We start from the raw sequence: 19,039 nt of genomic DNA on the forward strand, positions 1-19,039 counted from the left end.
ACATTTTATTATTTTTGAGCGTACTTTTCAGAAATCGTAAAAACCTAAACATGAAACCAACCTTAGACTCCTTATTCCCTGGATTTGAGCATTCCTTTTCAGACTTAGCGAAGTACATCAAGGCAGGAAATATTTTTACTATCATGCTCCGCTCGGGCCAGATCGTTCATTTCACCCCCGAGGAAGAGGAATTATTTGAACGATGGCTTTCAGAGCATGGCGTTATTAATATAAAAAACCCTGTTATTGCTTAGCTTAACATCCGGTCAATCAGCGTTCATTTGATACATTATATACAGACTGCGCCCCGAAAAATTTAAGATTAAAAAAACAGACTAAGTATAATTTCACTTTCAAACATCCTCATTTTTATTCTGGTCGACGCTATTGATGCATCAATCATATCCGACACTTTTTTTCCTTAACGTAATATCTCCAATATTGAAAGCATAAATTGAGGAGGGGATAAATGTAAATACCAGATCACTTACTTCTTTCAGCCCATGTTTGTCAATGCTTGTTATAAGGGAATAATTGAAATTATTTGCAGTGCAAAATTGGATCAGGCCTGTAAGTTCCTGTGGCTTATCGAAATAGCGATTACTCCATTTTATTTCAACTCCCCATACTGGTTTGAATTTTTTGTCATCCAGCAATACAAGATCGACTTCTCCTTCTCTTCTGTCTTTCCAGCGGGCATAGGTAAGATCGAGGTTTTCTCTATGCATCCATTGTGATAGGACGGCTGTTTCAACCATATTTCCAATGGCTGCATCAGTTTCGTTGATTGGTGAGAATAAGGCGGTTCTTAGTGAGGGGTTGGTAAGATATACTTTGAAGCTGGTAACGCGTTTGAGTTTCTTTGCATTGATGTCCACTTTATTTAAAACCTTAATCAGAAACGCTGATTCCAGGTATTCCAGGTATTTTTTCAAAGTGTCTTTGGATATGCCACTTTCTTTGGACATTGTTTCATAGGAAAACTCGTTTCCGGTATTAAATGCAATATAACTAAAGAATCGGTTTAATTCCTGTACATCTTTTATTCCGTATAAACTTGGCAGATCTCTTAAAAGAACTTTATCAACTATATCATTTTTTACATAGCGCCCCATATCACTTTGTATTTTTTCAGACAAAACAACTTCAGGGTAGCCTCCAAAATTCAGATAATTTATAAATTCTTTATTAAGGGTCTTTACATCGTGACTCAATTTATAGTTTATCGCTTTTCCTGCGTACTGAATCACTCCGTCGTAAATTAAATGATTCATTTGTTTCAAATGTATATACTCCTGAAATGTCAGTGGCGGTAACATGAAATCCGTAAACCTGCCAGCTCCACTTTCTATGCTGTACCATTTTAACGCTGCTGCTGCTGAAGCTGAAACAATAAATTTGGTATCAGGATAAGAATCCACAAGCACTAAGGAGATCTTCCAGACTTAAGCTCAGGTAAATAGGATTATCTATTCCTACAAAAAATGTTTTCTGCGGATTAACTCCTTCATGAAGAAGTTCATCTATAGCATGGAACATCATAACAGTCTTTCCTACACGTCTTGGTCCCATCAGGACTACTGCTCTTCTGATGTCTTTTTCTTTGACGAAGGGATAAAACAAGTCGAAGTACAAGCGCCGTTGCATCACTTTAAAAGGTGGTGTACCTGTCTGTTCACCCACCATGGGTTTTCATAATGTAACCGCTCTATTGTTTTCTGCAGGAATAATACTTGTTAATTTCATTATCTTGCTTGTTCTTAAACAAATATAAGAAATAACCAGATTGTGATCTGCTTATTTCTTATATTTTGGGTGTAGTTAAGAGTCCTTTCCAATGGCTAAAATACGCACTGCAGAATATCATGACCATTAACCATAAGGACATTAGGCAGCTGTTTCCACAGAACAATAAAAACTTAATTTAGAAAGAAAACATGTAGTTGGTCGGGCGCATACTTCGAAAAGAAGGTAGGCTTGACGTTAAAGGTGTAATTATTTAGTGAACTTTCACCAAAAGTGACGGAGAACCCATCTAACCCAAATGACTGGCACTATTCGAACCGTAATATCCAGCAATGTGAATCCTTCCTCAGCATGAGAATAAAATAGAGTTCTTTTTGCAAAAGACAGCTAAGGTTTTTTCTCCAGGCCAAAAACACTCACTTATCCGAATTGCCAACTGTTATTGTAGTTCAGCTCATTCTAAATTATCTAATTTAAGTGCACCTGTGCCTTTATTAAAATTCACCATTCCCTGTCTAGTCGTAAAAAAGGAAAACCGCTCATAACTTAAAAAATAAGACGGCTTTCCTTCGTGGTTATTGGCTAAAAACCCATTAACCGCAACTCGTACCTAGAATTAATTGCTGGGAAAGGTCCAAACAAGATTACCCCGACGATCTCTTGTATACACGGCATTATATGCATCAGAAAAATCTAAAGTCACGTATGCTGAAAAGTATGGAATACCGCTAAGTTCTGGGTAATAGTCCGCGTTTCGCGAAGGTGCTGGTCTGCCATTAACTTGATCTGATAGTCGATGAAAATACATAGTGCAAGTTTTTAATATTGCTTCAAGCTTCTGTAAATCGTCAACTAAAAAAGAAGTATTTTTTGCAAGGAAGAAGGATACTTCTCGTATCACATTGTTTCTGTCGAAAATGACAAATACTCTAACTTTGGCAGGGTCATTTTTGAATGCTAGCAACTTTTCCTTACTAAAATTTTGATTCAATGGGGTCAGCGGCATTAAAATATTACTTATTACGAGATCATCAGTTGTCTTTATTGGATAATTTTTAACCACGTTATGTAAAGTATTTGCACTGTTCATAACTCTAACCTTATTACCACCACCAATAGATAAGACATTGTAAACAACTCCATCAGCCGATGTAACTGCAGTTTGGTTATCAAATTGAGACTGAGAATATGCAATGCTGGAAATCAGCAGATATATAATTACTAATAGCTTTTTCATTTTTCGAATTTTTAAAGACACTTTGAATCTTTCAACAAATCAATAAGGACCTTAGGTGCAAGCGAATTATCCTTTGACATATAACTGTAATAAGGGTTATTGGGTAAAAATAAGTCTAAGTACTCAAAATATTTTAATCTCATAGGCTCGAAGTCGGTTGGGACTGCCTTTCCTCCGTTAGTTATATCTTCAATCCAAGTATTATAGTCTATATTATTTCCCAAAGCAAATCTACCGTATGAATCTCGTTGGGTCGGGTCGTAGGGTACAATGATTTGTCTTACATCAAGAATTAACTTTGCTTCGAATTCCATGTTAAGACCGTTGGATGAATTCATCACACGTGCTATTCAAACCGATTAGCTATGAAATATTTTTGCGTTCATTAGTTCTAATAAACAGCTATAGAATTAAAAAAGTGGTACCGGAGAGCTTTTTCGTTAACAGCATAATTAAAGGAAAGCTGATTCAAATTCGGGCTCAAGAAATTATTTTCATAAGTGCAGCATTAAACTATATAACTATTCGTTTAAGCAATGCGGAGCATCTATGTTATATGAGCCTTAAGTCGATCGAGGAAAAACTTATAGATCTTCCTTCTTTTATTAGAGTTCACAGGTCTTACGTTGTCAATATAAATAGGATTGATTTTGTGCAATTCAATACTATCTTTATGGAAGACAAAACGCAGATTTCTATAGGAAAAGGATTCAAAGATTTATTCTTGAAAAAAATAGGAAAATTCACATTAAAACACGATTAAACACAACAAACACTATGAGAAAAATAAACATCATCTTGGTTACAGCTTTTGTTGGGTTAATGACGAATTGTAAAACAGGAATTGAAGATAGCTCTGTAAATCCGGCATATAAGGCGCTTTATGAAAAATTTAATGGGAAATATGAAATAATTTCGTCTACATCAAGTGAACCTGTTGATATAAACGGCGATGGAAATAAGTCTAATGATTTGCTTAACGAAATTCCTTTTCTTAACGAGAGTAAAGTAGAAATTCGCATTAGCACTGACGTATTAAAAAACAAGTATTCGGGAATTTTTGAGCAGTTCTGGCCTGAGCAATATTTTACGATTGATGGCAAGCTTCAGGAGCCAGAAATTTTCGATTCTTCGATAAACATAAGTTATCAGGTCCAGGGTCTCCCAAGAAATGTTTATATCAAGGAGGAATTACGCATTATTGAAGTCATTGAGGAAAATGAAGTACCCAACGGGAAAAGGCATACAATTCCATCATCTGTATCATACAAAAATGATAATACAATTGAAATAGAAACTGAGAAAGCTTTGCTTATGAGGGAAGGATGGAAAACTATTAAGTTAAATTCCATATACCGGCGAACTTCAACCAAGTTATAGCTGGAGATATTCTATATGTTGTTAACATCGGAGAAACAAGGTTTAAGATGGCCGCCGGTCCCAGATTCATCGTATAAGCTTATTGTCCCGGCAAGGGCAACAAATTTTATATTCAAGGCTCTTTTAATTTCTTAGAGGATATCGCGGAGGCTGATGTCTTCCCGTTCGTTTAGAACAATTTCCTCCTTAGCGTTTACTGCTAGTATCGCCATCGCAAGTCCGCTTGGCATTTTGTTCCGCTTAAAATCACACCAGGCCTTTAAATCTTTAACAATCTGGACGAGCATGCCATTCCGGTCTTTCGCTTTATTGAACCAGGTAACAACAGCTTTCGGATCACTTTCTTCCCGGCCAACATTTTTAACAGCGATCATTTGAACATTCCTGTGAAGTAGTCATTCGCAAACAAGCATAACTAATGTGATGCACACTTTTCCTGGTTAACAGGAATAAAGGCTGTTTGTTAAAGTATTGAGTTTTGACTACTAAAAATTGGTGATTATTTCTAGCACGAATGAATAACACTGACAACCCTAATCTTTGGAAGAATAGGGCTCATATATGCAAGAACCATATGGCAGATGGTTGTTTTCAATGTTCAACAAAGGTAAGATTTTTGTAAGAATAAGTACGTGAAAAAACAGGGCCAGTTATCGAATTTTTTCTGTTTCTTATTTGTATCTCTTGATATACATGTGGCTGACTATCAATAGTGTTTCACTTTCTGTATCGGAAAGTGATTGAGTATAACCTTATAGATCCTCCAGGGATCAGAAAAGGGTGAGTTTTTGGCAGAATGGAAACTGCGGCTAAATATTAGCCGGGACGAATTACTTAATCTTCAGAAAAACAGTACAGATGTGGAGGGGCACTCTGCCGGAGAAAAAAACCGAACCGTCTGTTCCTTTCAATAATTAGTAATATATTTAACCGATTACTCTTTCTGACTTAAGACATGGCCGCTGTACTTATTTTATTTGCCCATCCGGTGTATGAAAAATCAAAAATCAACAGGCAATTAATAGATAATATAGCCGATCTTGAACAGGTTACCATACACGACCTGTATGAAGTTTATCCGGATTTCGATATTGATGTGACCCATGAACAGGCTTTGCTTCTGGCACATGATATTATCGTTTTCCATCATCCATTTTACTGGTACAGCGTTCCTCCTTTGTTGAAGCAGTGGATCGATCTGGTGCTCGAACACGGCTGGGCCTACGGAAGAGGAGGTACCCAACTCAGAAATAAAAAGATCTTCAATGCTTTCAGTTCAGGTGGCAGTTTCGCAGCCTATCAAAAAGAAGGTCACAACAGGTATACCATTACAGAATTAATGGCACCATTCGACCAAACAGCGTTTCTATGTAAAATGACCTATTATCCTCCCTTTGTAGTTCATAATTCGCATTTATTGTCGCCAGAAGCAGCAGCAGCCTTCGCAAACGACTACCGGGAAATAATCACCGGACTGCGTGATGGCCGATTTAGCGAAGGCGACCTAGTAAGTTCATCTTATATGAACAACCTGATACAGAAACCTTATTCCTTATAGATATGGGTAAAGAATCATTTTTGATACAAGCAATAGTATATCTGTCTGCCGCAGTGGTGGGGGTAAACCTGGCCAAACGGTTAGGGCTAGGCTCTGTCCTTGGTTATCTGTTTGCAGGCATAGCCATCGGCCCATATCTTTTGGGCTTTGTAGGCGAAGAAGGGAAGGAGCTAATGCATGTTGCCGAATTTGGTGTGGTAATGATGTTGTTCGTAATCGGCCTGGAACTAGAACCCAACCTCCTCTGGCGTATGCGGAAACTGATCCTGGGTTTGGGCGGCGTACAAATTCTGGTTACGGCAATTGTATTGGGCAGCATCGCCTGGTTGGCCGGTCAGGTATGGCAATCATCTTTAGTTATCGGCCTGATACTTGCACTTTCATCTACTGCTATCGTAATGCAGACCCTGAGCGAGAAGAGCCTATTAAAAACCAAAGCCGGACAGTCCTCTTTTGCCGTACTGCTTTCGCAGGATATTGCCGTTATCCCTATGCTGGCTATTTTTCCCTTACTCGCCACACAGCAAAATAATGTGGTCAGTACAAGTTTCATTGGACACCTTCCAGGGTGGCAGCAAACGCTGTTTGTTTTAGCTGCCATTGGAGGAATCATTCTTGCAGGACGATATGTGGTGGGGCCGGTGTTTCGATGGGTTGCAAAAACCCGTCAGCGAGAATTATTTATGGCCACTGCTATTCTGCTGGTTTTTGCTATTGCAGAACTGATGATTGTGGTTGGACTAAGTCCTGCGCTGGGAACCTTTCTCGCCGGGGTAGTGCTGGCCAACAGCGAGTACCGGCATGAGCTGGAGAGTGATATAGAACCTTTTAAAGGGCTACTGTTGGGCCTTTTCTTCATTGCTGTAGGTGCTTCTATCAACTTTGGACTCATTGGCACTAATCCCAGTCTTATTTTGGCGCTTGTACTCGGTCTGGTTATTATCAAGGGTGTTATTCTGTATGTATTGGGGTACTTTTTTGATATCAGAGGTGACCAAAACATGCTTTTTGCCGTTGCTCTGGCACAGTCGGGAGAATTTGCCTTTGTTCTTTTTTCTTTTGCCGGACAGTATCAATTACTTGACGAACACACCATCAGTATTTTGGTTGCGGTGGTGGCAATCAGCATGGCACTAAGTCCGCTTATCTTTGTATTAAACGAGCGCCTGATCATGCCACGCTTCTTCACTAAACGGAAAACGAAGCGCGAAAGCGACGATATCCACGAAACGCATCCCGTAATAATAGCCGGCTTTGGCCGGTATGGAAATATCGTTGGACGCTTTTTAAAGGCTAATGGCATTTCAGCAACCATTCTTGACAATGATTCTGACCGGGTTGATCTCCTTAGAAAATTCGGATTTAAAGTGTATTATGGCGATGCATCACGTTTTGACCTGATGAAAGCGGCCGGCGCCGAAAGCGCTAAACTAATTATTATTGCCATGGATACACCGGAACAGTGCCTTCAGATGGTAAGTATGGTAAAGAGTCATTTTCCGCATCTGAAGATTCTTTCGAGGGCTTACGACCGCAAAGATGCCTACGACCTGATGGAAGCCGGTGTAGATAATATCTACAGAGAAACACTTGATTCATCGTTACGAATGGGCACAGATGCTTTAAGCATGCTAGGTTTGAGGGCCTATAATACGCATCGGGCAGCCCGAACATTTCTTCGTCATGATGAAAGAGCACTTACTGAACTTCTCAACTATCGTAATAACACCTCATCTTACATCAAAGTAGCAAGAGAACGCATCACTGAACTTGAAGAACTGATATTAAGTGATATGAAAGATACAGAAATCACTGAAAGAGATAGTGGCTGGGATAGTGACGCTTTAAGGAAGGCGGCGGAAGCCAAGCGTCCAAATATTCAATAAAATGTTTGGCCGATTTATATCCAAAAATCACGGGAAATCTGTGCTGAGAGTGACAAGTCTACCAGTGGGAAGGTCTTTAGTTGCATTTATTCGGCTCTTACTTAAATTCCGTCTGGATGTTGATATTTCCTTTCAGCATCTTGGAAATAGGACAGTTCTCGGCAACCCGAATCAGCCTTTGCTGTAACTCCGGACCAGTATCATACTTGATGGAGATCGTACGATCAATGCGCAGGGCTGTGCCGTTGTTCCCAATCAATTGGAACATATTGGCTTCGACCTTGATCTCCGGGATCTCCAGTCCTTTATGATCGATATACATCCGGAGTGTCGCCAGCGTGCAGGAAACAAGAGATGACAATAAGAGTGTGTAAGGATCCGGACCAATATCCTTTCCGCCCAATTTTTCGGGTTCGTCCGTGATCAGTACACCATTCCTCCAGTGGATAGCTGTTCTGAATTTATCGCTGCCGATCGCCCCTTTGACAGGTGTTTCCAATATAGCTGACTAGTTGCTCTAATAGCAATTTTGCAAAGCCACGGCCTTCAAACTCCGGATAGACCTCGGTATGGAAGACCGCCAGTCTTCCGCCTGTCATAGCCAGGTTCATTTTACCCGCCTGGACATCGTTTGAGAACAGCTGGACTTCAGCGTGGACACGGTCCGTAAAAACAACTTTTGTATTTTCCATTATTTGTCTTTCGTTTATTGAGGACATCCTCTTTGATACTTAAAGCGCCTGAGCATGGGGCGACCTGGCCGACCAGTTCCCAGCTGGTTTGCATTTTGTGGCCGTATCCGTTTACGTGCCTTAGGTTACAGACCTGGAGCAGCGTCCTCGCACAACGCCGTAGTGAATACATGCTTTCATTTTCAACGAAATAAGTTGACACGCAAATTTCTGCAACGGAGCTCAAAGAGGAAGATGACATTTATCGAAAAAGGTGGTAGATAAATATCTATTGCAAATCGCAGACGTGTTATTTAAGATTTAACTGACGTTTGACGCGGCTTAGCGTATCCTTATTGATACCGATGAACGATGCGATAATATGCTGCGGGAAACGTGCGATAAGTTCAGGATAGCATTCTACGAAATCGGTATAACGCTTATCTGCCTGAGAACTTATTACGGATGCAAGACGCCGGGTGTTGGCCATCATATTACGCTCGTCAAGCTTCATTTTCATATCACGGAACGCGGGTACCCTTTCCTGTAGTTGAAGCGTGCCTTCCAATGTAATACAAAGCAGTTCGCAATGCTCCCAGGCATCAATGTGGTAGAGGCTTGGCGTGGACTCTACAAAACTTTCGCGGTCGCCCATCCACCAATTCTCGATACCGACCTGTATAATATGTTCAACCCCTCTGTCATCTACGGTATACTTTCGCATTGCACCTTTGACGATAAATGCAAAATGCTTGCACTGATTCCCGGCTTGTAATAAAAATTGTCTTTTCCTTAGTTTGGAGGGAGTAAATGTCTGTCTTATCAATTCCTTTTCCTCGGCTGTAAGCGGCTCAGATCTGAATTTCTTCAGGTAGTCAAAAAAAACTTCATGCATATAGTCTCTCTTATCACTTTATTATTACTATCGTACGTATTGCAAATATATGGTAAAAGCAGATTCTTACGAGCTGGAGTCAATATGTCTGATATAACCAGCTGGTGGTGGGTTGTTACGAAGTATTTACTCGTTTTACCTGATAGCATTCTGAATTTTATAGACAATTATCTACATTATTTTTCTACAAATGTCATCTTTTCCTTCTGGCGGGATCTCGAAATTTGCTCTGTCAATAGTTAAAAATTATCATGATTTGCGTTATCGGCTATACGATCCCTGATTTGCCTTACAGGTCTGCTTATGGCTGTTCCAATTGCGAATGGCAGAGAAGGACGGCGAAAGACATTCGAAATAGAGAGGATTATACTAACCATTATTTCTTAGGCGCATTGCAATTCTTAATTAATATTAGAAATATCAAACATGTCAAACATTCAAAAAAAAGGCCTTGAGGCCCTGTTGCGTCCTGAGGACAGTATCGTTGTGCTGATCGATCACCAGCCATTTCAATTCACTAATCTTAACAGCCACGAGCCAACGATGATCATTAACAATGTTGCAGGTCTTTCAAAAGCCGCAAAGATCTTTAATGTGCCAACCATCCTGACAACGGTTCTGGAGGAGCGTGGCGGGTTGATCATCAAACAAATCCAGGATGTATTTCCGGAGCAAAAACCGATTAACCGTACCTGGATCAATACCTGGGAAGACCCCAATGTGACCGATATTGTGGCGAAAAGCGGCCGCAAGCAGTTGATTATTGCCGGATTATGGACCGATATATGCGTCGCTATGCCGGCCATACAGGCAGCAGCTGAAGGCTATGATGTATTTGTTGTAACAGATGCGTGCGGGTCGTCTTCCCTGGAAGCGCACGAAATGGCTGTACGTCGTATGGTACAACATGGTATTACGCCAATTAACTGGTTTGCGGTCATATCTGAATGGCAGCGTGATTGGGCACGTCTGGATACAGCTGCCCAGCTGGCCGGTTTGATGATCGAGCATTGCGGAGCGACCGGCGTTGCTTATGCTTGGGAACAGCAGTTATTAAATACGCCAGTTCCGGCACAATAACCAAAGTCAATCGACACTCTGAGGTTAATCAGAGTGTGCGTGCTGGTATGCTAGGGCTTCCTTTAATGGTGGCCGTCATTGGCGGGGAAACCGAGCGCTTCCGGCCGCTGGTCGACCTTTATCGAAAATCAGGCGCCGAAGCCGGTTTTAGCCCGGAACAGCTAAGGGTGGGCCTGCATTCGCCCGGCTATGTTGGTGTGGACGATCAAACGGCGATCGATGATTACTATCCGGGCTATAAAGAATCATGGACGAAAATAGGCTTCGAACGCGGATGGCCGCCTGTCACAAGAAGTCAATTCGACGATCTGATATCGGAAAAAGGTGTCCTTGTGGTCGGCGGACCGGAAACGGTTGCTGCGAAGCTGTTGCACCACAGCGAAGCACTTGGGGGGGTGGACCGTTTTATGTTCCAGATGGATATTGCTGGCCTTACTCATCAGCAGTCGATGCAAGCCATTGAACTGATTGGTTCAAAAGTTATACCGTTTGTTAGACATAATGCTAAGTCCCGACCACCATTTAATTGAATTAAACTATTCAAGATTAATATTTAATATGAAAAAGAAAAGCAGCTTTTCTACCCAGGGGCAAAGGGCAGATATAGGCGACCTGAAAATTTACCGCATACTGGCCAACAGATATGCAGACGCGGTAGGCCCGTTCGTATTCCTGGACCATATCGTTCCTACGATCCAAACCAGGGTCAACAAGGAGGGTACCGGCGCGCATCCGCACCGGGGCATCGCTACGTTAACCTACATTTTAAATGGCGAGGACGAACATTTCGACAGTGCCGGGAACTATGCCATGGTACATTCGGGCGGAATCCAATGGATGAAGGCCGGGAACGGGATCATCCACGATGAAACGCTCAACTATGACTCTCGGACAGATTCCAAGATGGTCCATGCCTTTCAATTCTGGATCAACCTTCCGGCAAAGGAAAAAGCTGAAAAACCAGAATATTTGGCTATTGAAGGCAATAAAGTGCCCTATAAAGACTTGCCGGAAGGAACAGGATGGATCAAAGTTGTCGCCGGTTCATTTGACGAACTAAGTTCTGCGATACCCAACTATTCAGAACAATTTCTCTACCATATCCATTTGGAGCCGGGTGCCAGCTTCACGACAGATTTTGCTGAAAAGTTAGAAGTAGCAGCCTATTTGCCCGTACTTCCGGCCACCATAAATGACGAAAAGTTTAATGCTGGTGAATTCATAGAATTTGACAGGAAGGCAGGAAGCATTAAATTGGAAAATGACAACCAGGAGGCTGGTGACTTCTTATTGTTCGGTGGCGAGACCTATCAGGAATCCATCTACGCGGAGGGGCCTTTCGTCATGAATTCCAAATTGGATATCGCCATTGCCTACCGGGATTTTTATAATGGCGATTACGGAAATATCGATTACGAAAAGCAAAGGTTAAAAATACTCTAAGGCAGGCTGACCAAGATCTTTTTCTGCAAAGCTTATCAACCTCATAAAGAACCTAAACTATTTTTGAATCATGGACAACTACAACATACCCGCCGAAACCCGTATAGGCCACGTACACTTGAAAGTAAGCAATTTGCAACGCTCGCTTGATTTTTACTGCGGTTTATTAGGTTTTGAACTGATCAACACCTATGGCGATCAGGCTGCCTTCATATCAGCGGGAGGATATCATCATCATATTGGTTTAAATACCTGGCATAGTAAAGATAGCGGTCCGGCGCCCGAACGTGCTCCCGGTTTATACCATACAGCCATTCTTTATCCTGAAAGAAAAGATCTTGCAGCAATTTTGCGCCGACTGATAAAGAAAAATTACCCTATAACAGGGACATCGGATCACGGCGTATCCGAAGCCATTTATCTTAACGATCCTGACAAGAACGGAGTTGAACTGTACTGGGACCGCTCCCGAGAGAAATGGTACGATAACAATGGTAAAATAACCATGCACAACAAACGGTTAGACGTAGAGGGTTTACTTGAGCTTTAATTAGCACAATTATCCTTTGATATCACCGAAACCTGTTTATTGATTATTAGTTATAATTAGAAAATGCCGGAAAGCACTTAGTACGTCAGGCAGTGCTTTTCGCGAGAGAAAGACACATTAAGATCTTGCCTCTTTGCCCTTTCGCCAGGCATGTCTTTGACGCTGTATCAGAATATCATGATGTCCTGGCGTGATTTTTAAATACGGCCCGTACACTTTCGGTGAAACCCCAAATAAATCTAATAGCAAGGACAGTGATTAATATTCATTACACAAAATTCAGATGATTGATATTAAATTCGAAACCGGCAGATCAGACACCGATGCGTTTAACCTTTACGAGAGCGGAACTAAGGTAGGTGAAATGATTGTGAAGATTAAGGATACCAAAATGATTGTGTACCACACCGAAGTTGACGAGGATAAGGAAGGAAACGGTTTTGCCACCATGTTGCTACATGAAATGGTGACTTTCGTCCGAGCCAATAAATTGCGGGTGGTTCCATTATGTGTATTCGTACGTGCTCGTTTTGAAGCGCAGCCGGATCAATATGGCGATGTCTGGGAGAAAAGCGACTAGGTCTTTAAGAGTTTTCTTTATTAAAATTTAAGCGATGTCTAACACAATATCTACATACGTTGATCAGTTACTAAGTTTCGGACGCTTGTCCGCGGTTCCCGCCGAACAACTCGAGTGGCTGGTCGAGCAGAGCAGCGCCCGTGAATTTTCAGACGGTGAGTTCGTAGGAAAGGAAGGGACCAAGATTGACGGCCCGCATTTCGTCCTTGAAGGTAAAATTGGCGTTTATCTGCATCAGGTTGATGTAAAGAGAGATATCTCTACGTTGACAAAAGGAGATATATTCGGCTACCTTCCTTACTCTCGCAGTAGTGTGGCTTCGCTGAATGCTCAAGCTCAAGGTCCCGTTCGAATTTTATCATTTCCGACTGACCGGATCAGGGAAATGATCAATACTCAGTTTGAACTCACCCAGGCACTGGTACATGTTATGAGTACCCGTGTACGGGATTACACTACGCTTCAACAGCAAACTGATAAAATGGCCGCATTGGGCAAACTTGCCGCGGGATTAGCGCATGAGCTTAACAATCCGGCTTCGGCTCTGGTAAGCGACTCTTTGTCATTACGCCAGCACCTTCGGTTAGAACCATTGGCATTTAAGGAATTAACAGCGATACATCTCGAACCGTACCAGGTGGAGGGCGCCAACGAGGAACTTCTTCGTATCATGTCGGGGTATCAGCCCTCCAATTTGAGCCTGAAGGAGCGTACAAAAAAAGAAGAACTTATCGCTGACTGGCTCGACGAAAACGAGATATCTGATTCAGAAGAGATGGCTGAAATCTTCGCGGATTTTAACATTGGAACAGAGAGCCTTGAAGTCTTTAAAAAGTTTGTTCCCGCTAATGCCCGAAAACCGGTATTTAGTTGGATTCTAAACGTTCTCGTCACGGAAAAAATGGTTCTGGATATACAGCTATCCGCGTCGAGGATATCAGAATTAATCAAATCCGTTAAGATCTATACCCATATGGATCGGGGCTCCGAGAAGATTTCAGCCAACATTCACGAGGGTATTCGGAATACCATTAGTATCCTGGGCCATAAATTCAGGAGGGGGAACGTCAGTTTAATTGAGCGGTACGATGAGAGTTTGCCTCCGGTTAAAGTATATCCGGGGGAATTAAATCAAGTCTGGACCAACCTGATCGATAACGCGCTTGACGCGATGGAAGCGAATAAGAAAGGAATGATGACTATCACCACTGAAAGAGACCGGGAATTTGTAAAAGTGACCATCAACGACGACGGGCCGGGCATTCCTGAAAGCATTATATCTAACGTTTTTGATCCTTTTTTTACAACCAAAGAGCTAGGTAAAGGCACCGGAATGGGACTAGAAACCGTTAGACGGATTGTTTTAAAGCACAAGGGCTCAGTGAAAGTTAGTTCAACACCTGGCGATACCACTTTTACGGTTTGCTTCCTAATAGATAGTGATGTCTCTGAAGAAAAATAGCATAATATACAACACATGGAAAAACCGATAATCTTTTCGATTGACGACGACCAACAGGTATCGAATGCGATCGCCCGGGATTTGAAATCGAGATACGGGCGCGGATATAAAATAATAAGTACCACCTCAGCGGCTGAGGCACTGGAAACCCTAACCGAATTAAAGAACCAGTCGAGGTCGATAGCGATGTTTATTTGCGATCAGCGGATGCCGGAAATGGAGGGCGTTGATTTCCTGGAGCAGGCAATGAAGGTATTTCCTGAAACGAAGCGGGTTCTGCTTACCGCGTACTCAGACACCGAGGCAGCGATAAACGCGATTAATAAAGTACAGCTGGATTATTACCTGATGAAGCCCTGGGATCCGGCTGCTGAAAAGCTTTATCCAGTAGTCGACGACTTACTTGAAGACTGGCAGGTTGGATATGAACCTGATTTTAAAGGCTTACGACTTGTCGGCTATCAGTACTCCCCGCTGTCGCACGATATCAAAGATTATCTGGCGGGAAACCTGGTTCCCTATCAATGGATCGACATTGAACAGAACCCGGACGGACGCAAGCTGCTGGATCTGAACGGCCTTACTGAGGGACAGTTGCCCCTGGTCGTGCTCGAAGACGGAGAGATCCTGAAGCAGCCTGATATTAATACGCTCGCCGAAAAAATTGGCGCCACTCCAAATATCACCTCCGAGGTGTATGACGTGGTAATTATCGGCGCGGGCCCCGCCGGATTAGCGGCGGCTGTTTACGGGGCTTCAGAAGGGCTTAACACCTTAGTTATTGAACGAAAAGCCCCGGGCGGACAGGCGGGAACCAGTTCGAGAATTGAAAACTATCTTGGCTTCCCTTCAGGACTTACCGGCGCCGACCTGGCCCGCAGAGCTATCAGTCAGGCCAGGCGCCTGGGAGCCGAATTTCTTTCGCCGAAAGAGGTTATTTCTATAACTGAGAAAGGCAGCTATAAGATCCTCTGCATGGCAAACAATGAGCAGATTAATTGCAGAGCGGTGATCATCGCTACCGGTGTGGATTATCGAAAGCTCGAGACCAAGGGAATTCCAGGGCTTACGGGTGCCGGTATTTATTATGGCGCGGCCATCACCGAGGCGGCAGCCTGTCGCGACAAAAACGTATATATCGTGGGCGGAGGGAATTCAGCGGGACAATCAGCCGTGTACCTTTCCAAATTCGCTGACAGGGTTCACATCTTGATACGTAAAGAAAGCCTCACAGATACGATGTCAAATTACCTGATCCGTCAGATAGAGGACCTGCCGAATATTCATGTCCTCACTCAAACTGAAATAAAGGAAGCGACGGGAACCAAGAAGCTTGAATCGCTGGTTTTAGAAAACGTCGTTACCGGCGAAATAACAACAGGTGAAGCGGCGGCGCTGTACATATTCATCGGCGCGAAGCCTTATACAGACTGGCTGGATGGCATGCTAATACGTGACATGAACGGCTTCGTGAGAACGGGTGGCGATTTAACGGGCGATGAAAGACTTTTCAGGAGCAAATGGAAACTTAAGCGAGATCCGTTTTTGCTTGAAACCTGCGTGCCCGGAATTTTTGCGGCCGGCGACGTGCGTTCAGGCGCCATGAACAGAATCGCTTCTGCAGTAGGAGAAGGCTCGATGGCTATCTCTTTCGTTCACCGGTACCTTGCTGAAAATTAAGTATACAAAATCACCATAAAAAAGACAAATGCTAGATCAAAAGATGTTATGCGATCATTTACTCGCGGTTAAGACCGTAAAACAGCCTCAAAGCCACGAATGCGCTGAATGTATCAGGACCGGCGGACAATGGCTTCATTTGCGCACCTGCCAAACCTGCGGTGAAGCCCTTTGCTGCGACTCCTCGCCGAATCAACACATGAGGAAGCATTCTGCGATTGAAGGACATCAGGTCGCGGCCTCCGCTGAGCAAGGCGAGCGATGGCTGTGGTGCTTTAAACACGAAATCGGAGCTCAATACTAGTGAAAAGATCAGTATGAAGTATCTGGAAGATTACAGCAGGATGCGTGCCCGCACTGAGGCGCTTTGCGAGCCGCTGAAAATCGAAGATTACGTGGTACAGCCCATGGTTGACGTCAGTCCGCCCAAATGGCACTTGGGACACAGTACCTGGTTTTTTGAAACCTTTCTGTTGATCCCGCACATGAAGGGGTACACCGTCTTCAACCCATCGTACAACTTTGTATTTAACAGTTATTATGAAACCGTAGGCCGCCGCGTGGTGCGCACCGACAGGGGGAACTTGAGCAGACCCACGGTAATTGAGATTTACGAGTACCGGCGGCATGTGGACCGAGCCATGGAAAGTTTTCTTCTAAAAGCTCATGACCCCGGAATTTCTGAAATTATAGTACTCGGCATCAATCATGAACAACAACATCAGGAACTGTTGCTGACCGACATTAAGTATATTTTGGGTAATAATCCGCTGATGCCCCCTTATTCATCAGAACAGTCGGAAAGCCGCGAGAAGCCGTCGCAAAATCCTTCAATGATAAAGCAGGATGAGGGAGTTTATAAAATCGGTCATAGCGGTTTGGGATTCTGTTTTGACAATGAATTAGGTAACCATAAGGTCTACCTCGAATCCTTTGAGATAAGCTGTTCATTGGTAACTAACGAAGAATACATGGAATTTATACAAGACGGCGGTTATCAAGATTTCCGCCATTGGCACTCGGCGGGATGGGAGTGGGTGAACACCGAAAAGATCTCGGCCCCTATGTATTGGCACCAAATAGACGGACAGTACCACAACTATACTCTCGGAGGACTGGTTTTTGTCGATCCGGGTAAGCCGGTATCGCATATCAGCTATTATGAGGCGGCGGCTTTCGCAGCCTGGAAACAAATGAGGCTGCCTTCCGAGTTTGAATGGGAAGCAGCGTCCTCCCGATTCGATTGGGGTGAAAGATGGGAATGGACGGCGAGCGCCTATCTTCCTTATCCCAGATATCAACGCTCGCCCGGCGCAATCGGAGAGTACAACGGTAAATTTATGGTCGGTCAACAGGTATTACGCGGAGCGTCCGTCGCAACGCCCGAAGGACACAGCCGGTGTACCTACCGAAACTTTTTTCCGCATAACGCCCGGTGGCAATTCACCGGCATAAGGCTGGCCAAATAGTAAAGCTCTAGCGAACAGATATATGATCGATACAACAACACAGAAAGAAGCAGCTTCAGTTTCCGCTACATTCTACCGGGATGTGTTAAAGGGACTTTCGTCCAGTCCAAAGACGCTGGATTCAAAATATTTTTATGACGCCGTAGGTGACGGGTTATTCCAAGAGATTATGGCCTGCCCAGAGTACTACCCTACAAGGTGCGAGACGGAAATCCTTTCCGGGCAAGCAGGCCAGATTTGTGAGGCCTTCCGGCGAGACGGAAGTGACTTCGATATCATCGAACTTGGCGCGGGCGACGCTTCTAAAACTAAATATCTATTGGAACACCTTAGTTCTAAGGGAGTCCACTTCCTGTATCAGCCCGTCGATATTTCCACGAGCACCATCAACTATCTGAACCATGTTTTCCCAAAAAACATCCCTGGTCTCAACGTAAAGGGGTACCAGGGAGATTATTTTGAGAAGCTGAGAGAAGCTATGGACACTTCGCCCGAACGCAGGAAGATTATCCTTTTTCTCGGCGGGAACATCGGCAATATGCCCGCGACACAAATTAGCGAATTTTGTGGGAAGCTTCGCTCGAACATACGGCCGGGAGATATGGTGCTTATGGGAATGGACCTGAAGAAAGATCCGGAGACAATCTTAGCGGCGTACAACGACGGCGCAGGAATTACCAGGCGCTTTAACCTTAATTTACTGGAACGCATTAATAGGGAGCTTGACGGTAACTTTGACCTGAATAACTTTTCCCATTTTCCGACTTATAACCCTATAACTTATACGTGTAAAAGCTACCTGGTCAGCCGTAAGAACCAAAGCGTGATCATCGGCGAAAGTGTTATCCGCTTCGAGCAGGATGAAGCCATTCTCATGGAGATTTCACAAAAATTTGCTCCATCGGATATCTCTGACTTGGCTACCCGACATGGATTTCAGGTGTTGAAGCAGTTCACAGACAGCAAGCAATGGTTTGCGGACTCATTGTGGCTGGCTAATTAACGATGTGGTGTGGGAAATACGGCCCTAATACAGATTGGTGATAACCTGCCAATCAAATAACTTAGATACCCCGCTCTGCGACACTTGTCTAACCAGTTGGACGATGCGATGGGTGGCCGGAAGTAATGTCTTACTCATTCGAAAAGATAACTGAATCCGCTCTTACAAAGCTAAGACTATGGGAGAAATCACCACCGATGTACCGTTATTAGGAGGCAGCGTAAACAATACCGAAATTTTCCCTGGACCGACATTCTGGGTGCATTATAACCCCTTTAGATAGTTTAAACCTATGAAATTAAGTAGTAAATTGCCTGACGTATATGATATATATATGCAAGTGGGTGTATATATATCATATAAATGAAACTAAATTACTTATCAGACCTTTGTAAAAAA

22 protein-coding genes and 1 pseudogene are annotated in these 19,039 nt (G+C 43.2%); 16 read left to right on the forward strand and 7 right to left on the reverse strand.

The annotated features are described in order from the left end of the window. Nucleotides 1-50 precede the first annotated feature (50 nt). Nucleotides 51-254, forward strand: coding sequence for a hypothetical protein (locus J3P37_RS04355; RefSeq protein ID WP_256009782.1), 204 nt, complete (start codon nucleotides 51-53; stop codon nucleotides 252-254). 141 nt (nucleotides 255-395) lie between these two features. On the opposite strand, the gene J3P37_RS04360 is transcribed toward J3P37_RS04355, so the two are convergent. The 3 genes from J3P37_RS04360 to J3P37_RS04370 form a co-directional block, all read right to left on the reverse strand. Then, a complete protein-coding gene (locus J3P37_RS04360; protein ID WP_256009783.1) occupies nucleotides 396-1,274 on the reverse strand; it encodes an ATP-binding protein in 879 nt (292 codons plus the stop codon). A gap of 130 nt (nucleotides 1,275-1,404) precedes the next feature. Further along, nucleotides 1,405-1,686: an AAA family ATPase gene (locus J3P37_RS04365; protein ID WP_256009784.1), complete on the reverse strand. Its 282-nt coding sequence runs from the start codon at nucleotides 1,684-1,686 to the stop codon at nucleotides 1,405-1,407. Nucleotides 1,687-2,362: 676 nt separating this feature from the next. Then, a complete protein-coding gene (locus J3P37_RS04370; RefSeq protein WP_256009785.1) occupies nucleotides 2,363-2,983 on the reverse strand; it encodes a hypothetical protein in 621 nt (206 codons plus the stop codon). 328 nt (nucleotides 2,984-3,311) lie between these two features. Between J3P37_RS04370 and J3P37_RS23050 the strand changes: the two genes are divergently transcribed. Both J3P37_RS23050 and J3P37_RS04375 read left to right on the forward strand, forming a co-directional pair. After that, nucleotides 3,312-3,746, forward strand: coding sequence for a LytR/AlgR family response regulator transcription factor (locus J3P37_RS23050; protein ID WP_369414048.1), 435 nt, complete (start codon nucleotides 3,312-3,314; stop codon nucleotides 3,744-3,746). A gap of 14 nt (nucleotides 3,747-3,760) precedes the next feature. After that, complete coding sequence (locus J3P37_RS04375) at nucleotides 3,761-4,363, forward strand: hypothetical protein (RefSeq protein ID WP_256009786.1); 603 nt, start codon at nucleotides 3,761-3,763, stop codon at nucleotides 4,361-4,363. A 131-nt stretch (nucleotides 4,364-4,494) separates the two neighbouring features. Here J3P37_RS04375 and J3P37_RS04380 read toward each other — a convergent pair whose 3' ends face one another. Next, complete coding sequence (locus J3P37_RS04380) at nucleotides 4,495-4,737, reverse strand: hypothetical protein (RefSeq protein WP_256009787.1); 243 nt, start codon at nucleotides 4,735-4,737, stop codon at nucleotides 4,495-4,497. Nucleotides 4,738-5,318: 581 nt separating this feature from the next. Between J3P37_RS04380 and kefF the strand changes: the two genes are divergently transcribed. Continuing rightward, complete coding sequence (gene kefF / locus J3P37_RS04385) at nucleotides 5,319-5,921, forward strand: glutathione-regulated potassium-efflux system oxidoreductase KefF (protein ID WP_256009788.1); 603 nt, start codon at nucleotides 5,319-5,321, stop codon at nucleotides 5,919-5,921. Nucleotides 5,922-5,923: 2 nt separating this feature from the next. After that, complete coding sequence (locus J3P37_RS04390; protein WP_256009789.1) at nucleotides 5,924-7,807, forward strand: monovalent cation:proton antiporter-2 (CPA2) family protein; 1,884 nt, start codon at nucleotides 5,924-5,926, stop codon at nucleotides 7,805-7,807. A 97-nt stretch (nucleotides 7,808-7,904) separates the two neighbouring features. Here the strand turns inward: J3P37_RS04390 and J3P37_RS04395 are convergent, their stop codons facing one another. From J3P37_RS04395 to J3P37_RS04405, 3 genes are all read right to left on the reverse strand, one after another. After that, the gene (locus J3P37_RS04395) at nucleotides 7,905-8,306 is read right to left on the reverse strand and encodes an OsmC family protein (protein ID WP_256009790.1); all 402 of its coding nucleotides are present in this window, start codon (nucleotides 8,304-8,306) and stop codon (nucleotides 7,905-7,907) included. Next, on the reverse strand, nucleotides 8,269-8,526 hold the full coding sequence (locus J3P37_RS04400; RefSeq protein WP_256009791.1) for a GNAT family N-acetyltransferase: 258 nt from the start codon (nucleotides 8,524-8,526) through the stop codon (nucleotides 8,269-8,271). The genes J3P37_RS04395 and J3P37_RS04400 overlap by 38 nt, the downstream gene beginning before the upstream one ends. 262 nt (nucleotides 8,527-8,788) lie before the next feature. Next, nucleotides 8,789-9,373: a Crp/Fnr family transcriptional regulator gene (locus J3P37_RS04405; RefSeq protein WP_256009792.1), complete on the reverse strand. Its 585-nt coding sequence runs from the start codon at nucleotides 9,371-9,373 to the stop codon at nucleotides 8,789-8,791. Between the two features lie 426 nt (nucleotides 9,374-9,799). Here J3P37_RS04405 and J3P37_RS04410 point away from each other — a divergent pair, with 426 nt between their 5' ends. From J3P37_RS04410 to egtD, 11 genes and pseudogenes are all read left to right on the forward strand, one after another. Continuing rightward, nucleotides 9,800-10,453 carry a hydrolase gene (locus J3P37_RS04410; protein ID WP_256009793.1) on the forward strand — a complete coding sequence of 218 codons (654 nt, stop codon included), beginning with the start codon at nucleotides 9,800-9,802 and terminating at the stop codon, nucleotides 10,451-10,453. Nucleotides 10,454-10,500: 47 nt separating this feature from the next. After that, nucleotides 10,501-10,983, forward strand: coding sequence for an LLM class flavin-dependent oxidoreductase (locus J3P37_RS04415; RefSeq protein WP_256009794.1), 483 nt, complete (start codon nucleotides 10,501-10,503; stop codon nucleotides 10,981-10,983). Nucleotides 10,984-11,011: 28 nt separating this feature from the next. Further along, entirely contained in the window at nucleotides 11,012-11,896 is an 885-nt protein-coding gene (locus J3P37_RS04420; protein ID WP_256009795.1) for a pirin family protein, read from the forward strand. A 70-nt stretch (nucleotides 11,897-11,966) separates the two neighbouring features. After that, nucleotides 11,967-12,446 (forward strand): VOC family protein, encoded by a 480-nt coding sequence (locus tag J3P37_RS04425; protein WP_256009796.1) that lies wholly within the window; start codon nucleotides 11,967-11,969, stop codon nucleotides 12,444-12,446. A gap of 77 nt (nucleotides 12,447-12,523) precedes the next feature. Continuing rightward, nucleotides 12,524-12,640, forward strand: a pseudogene (locus J3P37_RS04430) (GNAT family N-acetyltransferase); the annotation flags it as partial. 89 nt (nucleotides 12,641-12,729) lie between these two features. Beyond that, complete coding sequence (locus J3P37_RS04435) at nucleotides 12,730-13,026, forward strand: GNAT family N-acetyltransferase (protein WP_256009797.1); 297 nt, start codon at nucleotides 12,730-12,732, stop codon at nucleotides 13,024-13,026. Nucleotides 13,027-13,060: 34 nt separating this feature from the next. Next, complete coding sequence (locus tag J3P37_RS04440; RefSeq protein WP_256009798.1) at nucleotides 13,061-14,488, forward strand: ATP-binding protein; 1,428 nt, start codon at nucleotides 13,061-13,063, stop codon at nucleotides 14,486-14,488. Nucleotides 14,489-14,503: 15 nt separating this feature from the next. After that, nucleotides 14,504-16,168 (forward strand): NAD(P)/FAD-dependent oxidoreductase, encoded by a 1,665-nt coding sequence (locus tag J3P37_RS04445; RefSeq protein ID WP_256009799.1) that lies wholly within the window; start codon nucleotides 14,504-14,506, stop codon nucleotides 16,166-16,168. 43 nt (nucleotides 16,169-16,211) lie between these two features. Then, nucleotides 16,212-16,472, forward strand: a complete 261-nt coding sequence (locus J3P37_RS04450; protein WP_256009889.1) for a UBP-type zinc finger domain-containing protein — start codon at nucleotides 16,212-16,214, stop codon at nucleotides 16,470-16,472. Between the two features lie 13 nt (nucleotides 16,473-16,485). After that, the gene (gene egtB / locus J3P37_RS04455) at nucleotides 16,486-17,637 is read left to right on the forward strand and encodes an ergothioneine biosynthesis protein EgtB (RefSeq protein ID WP_256009800.1); all 1,152 of its coding nucleotides are present in this window, start codon (nucleotides 16,486-16,488) and stop codon (nucleotides 17,635-17,637) included. Nucleotides 17,638-17,659: 22 nt separating this feature from the next. Next, on the forward strand, nucleotides 17,660-18,640 hold the full coding sequence (gene egtD, locus J3P37_RS04460; RefSeq protein ID WP_256009801.1) for an L-histidine N(alpha)-methyltransferase: 981 nt from the start codon (nucleotides 17,660-17,662) through the stop codon (nucleotides 18,638-18,640). Nucleotides 18,641-19,039 lie beyond the last annotated feature (399 nt).

This window comes from Desertivirga xinjiangensis (assembly GCF_024436435.1).
GTDB classification, from domain to species: Bacteria; Bacteroidota; Bacteroidia; order Sphingobacteriales; family Sphingobacteriaceae; genus Desertivirga; species Desertivirga xinjiangensis.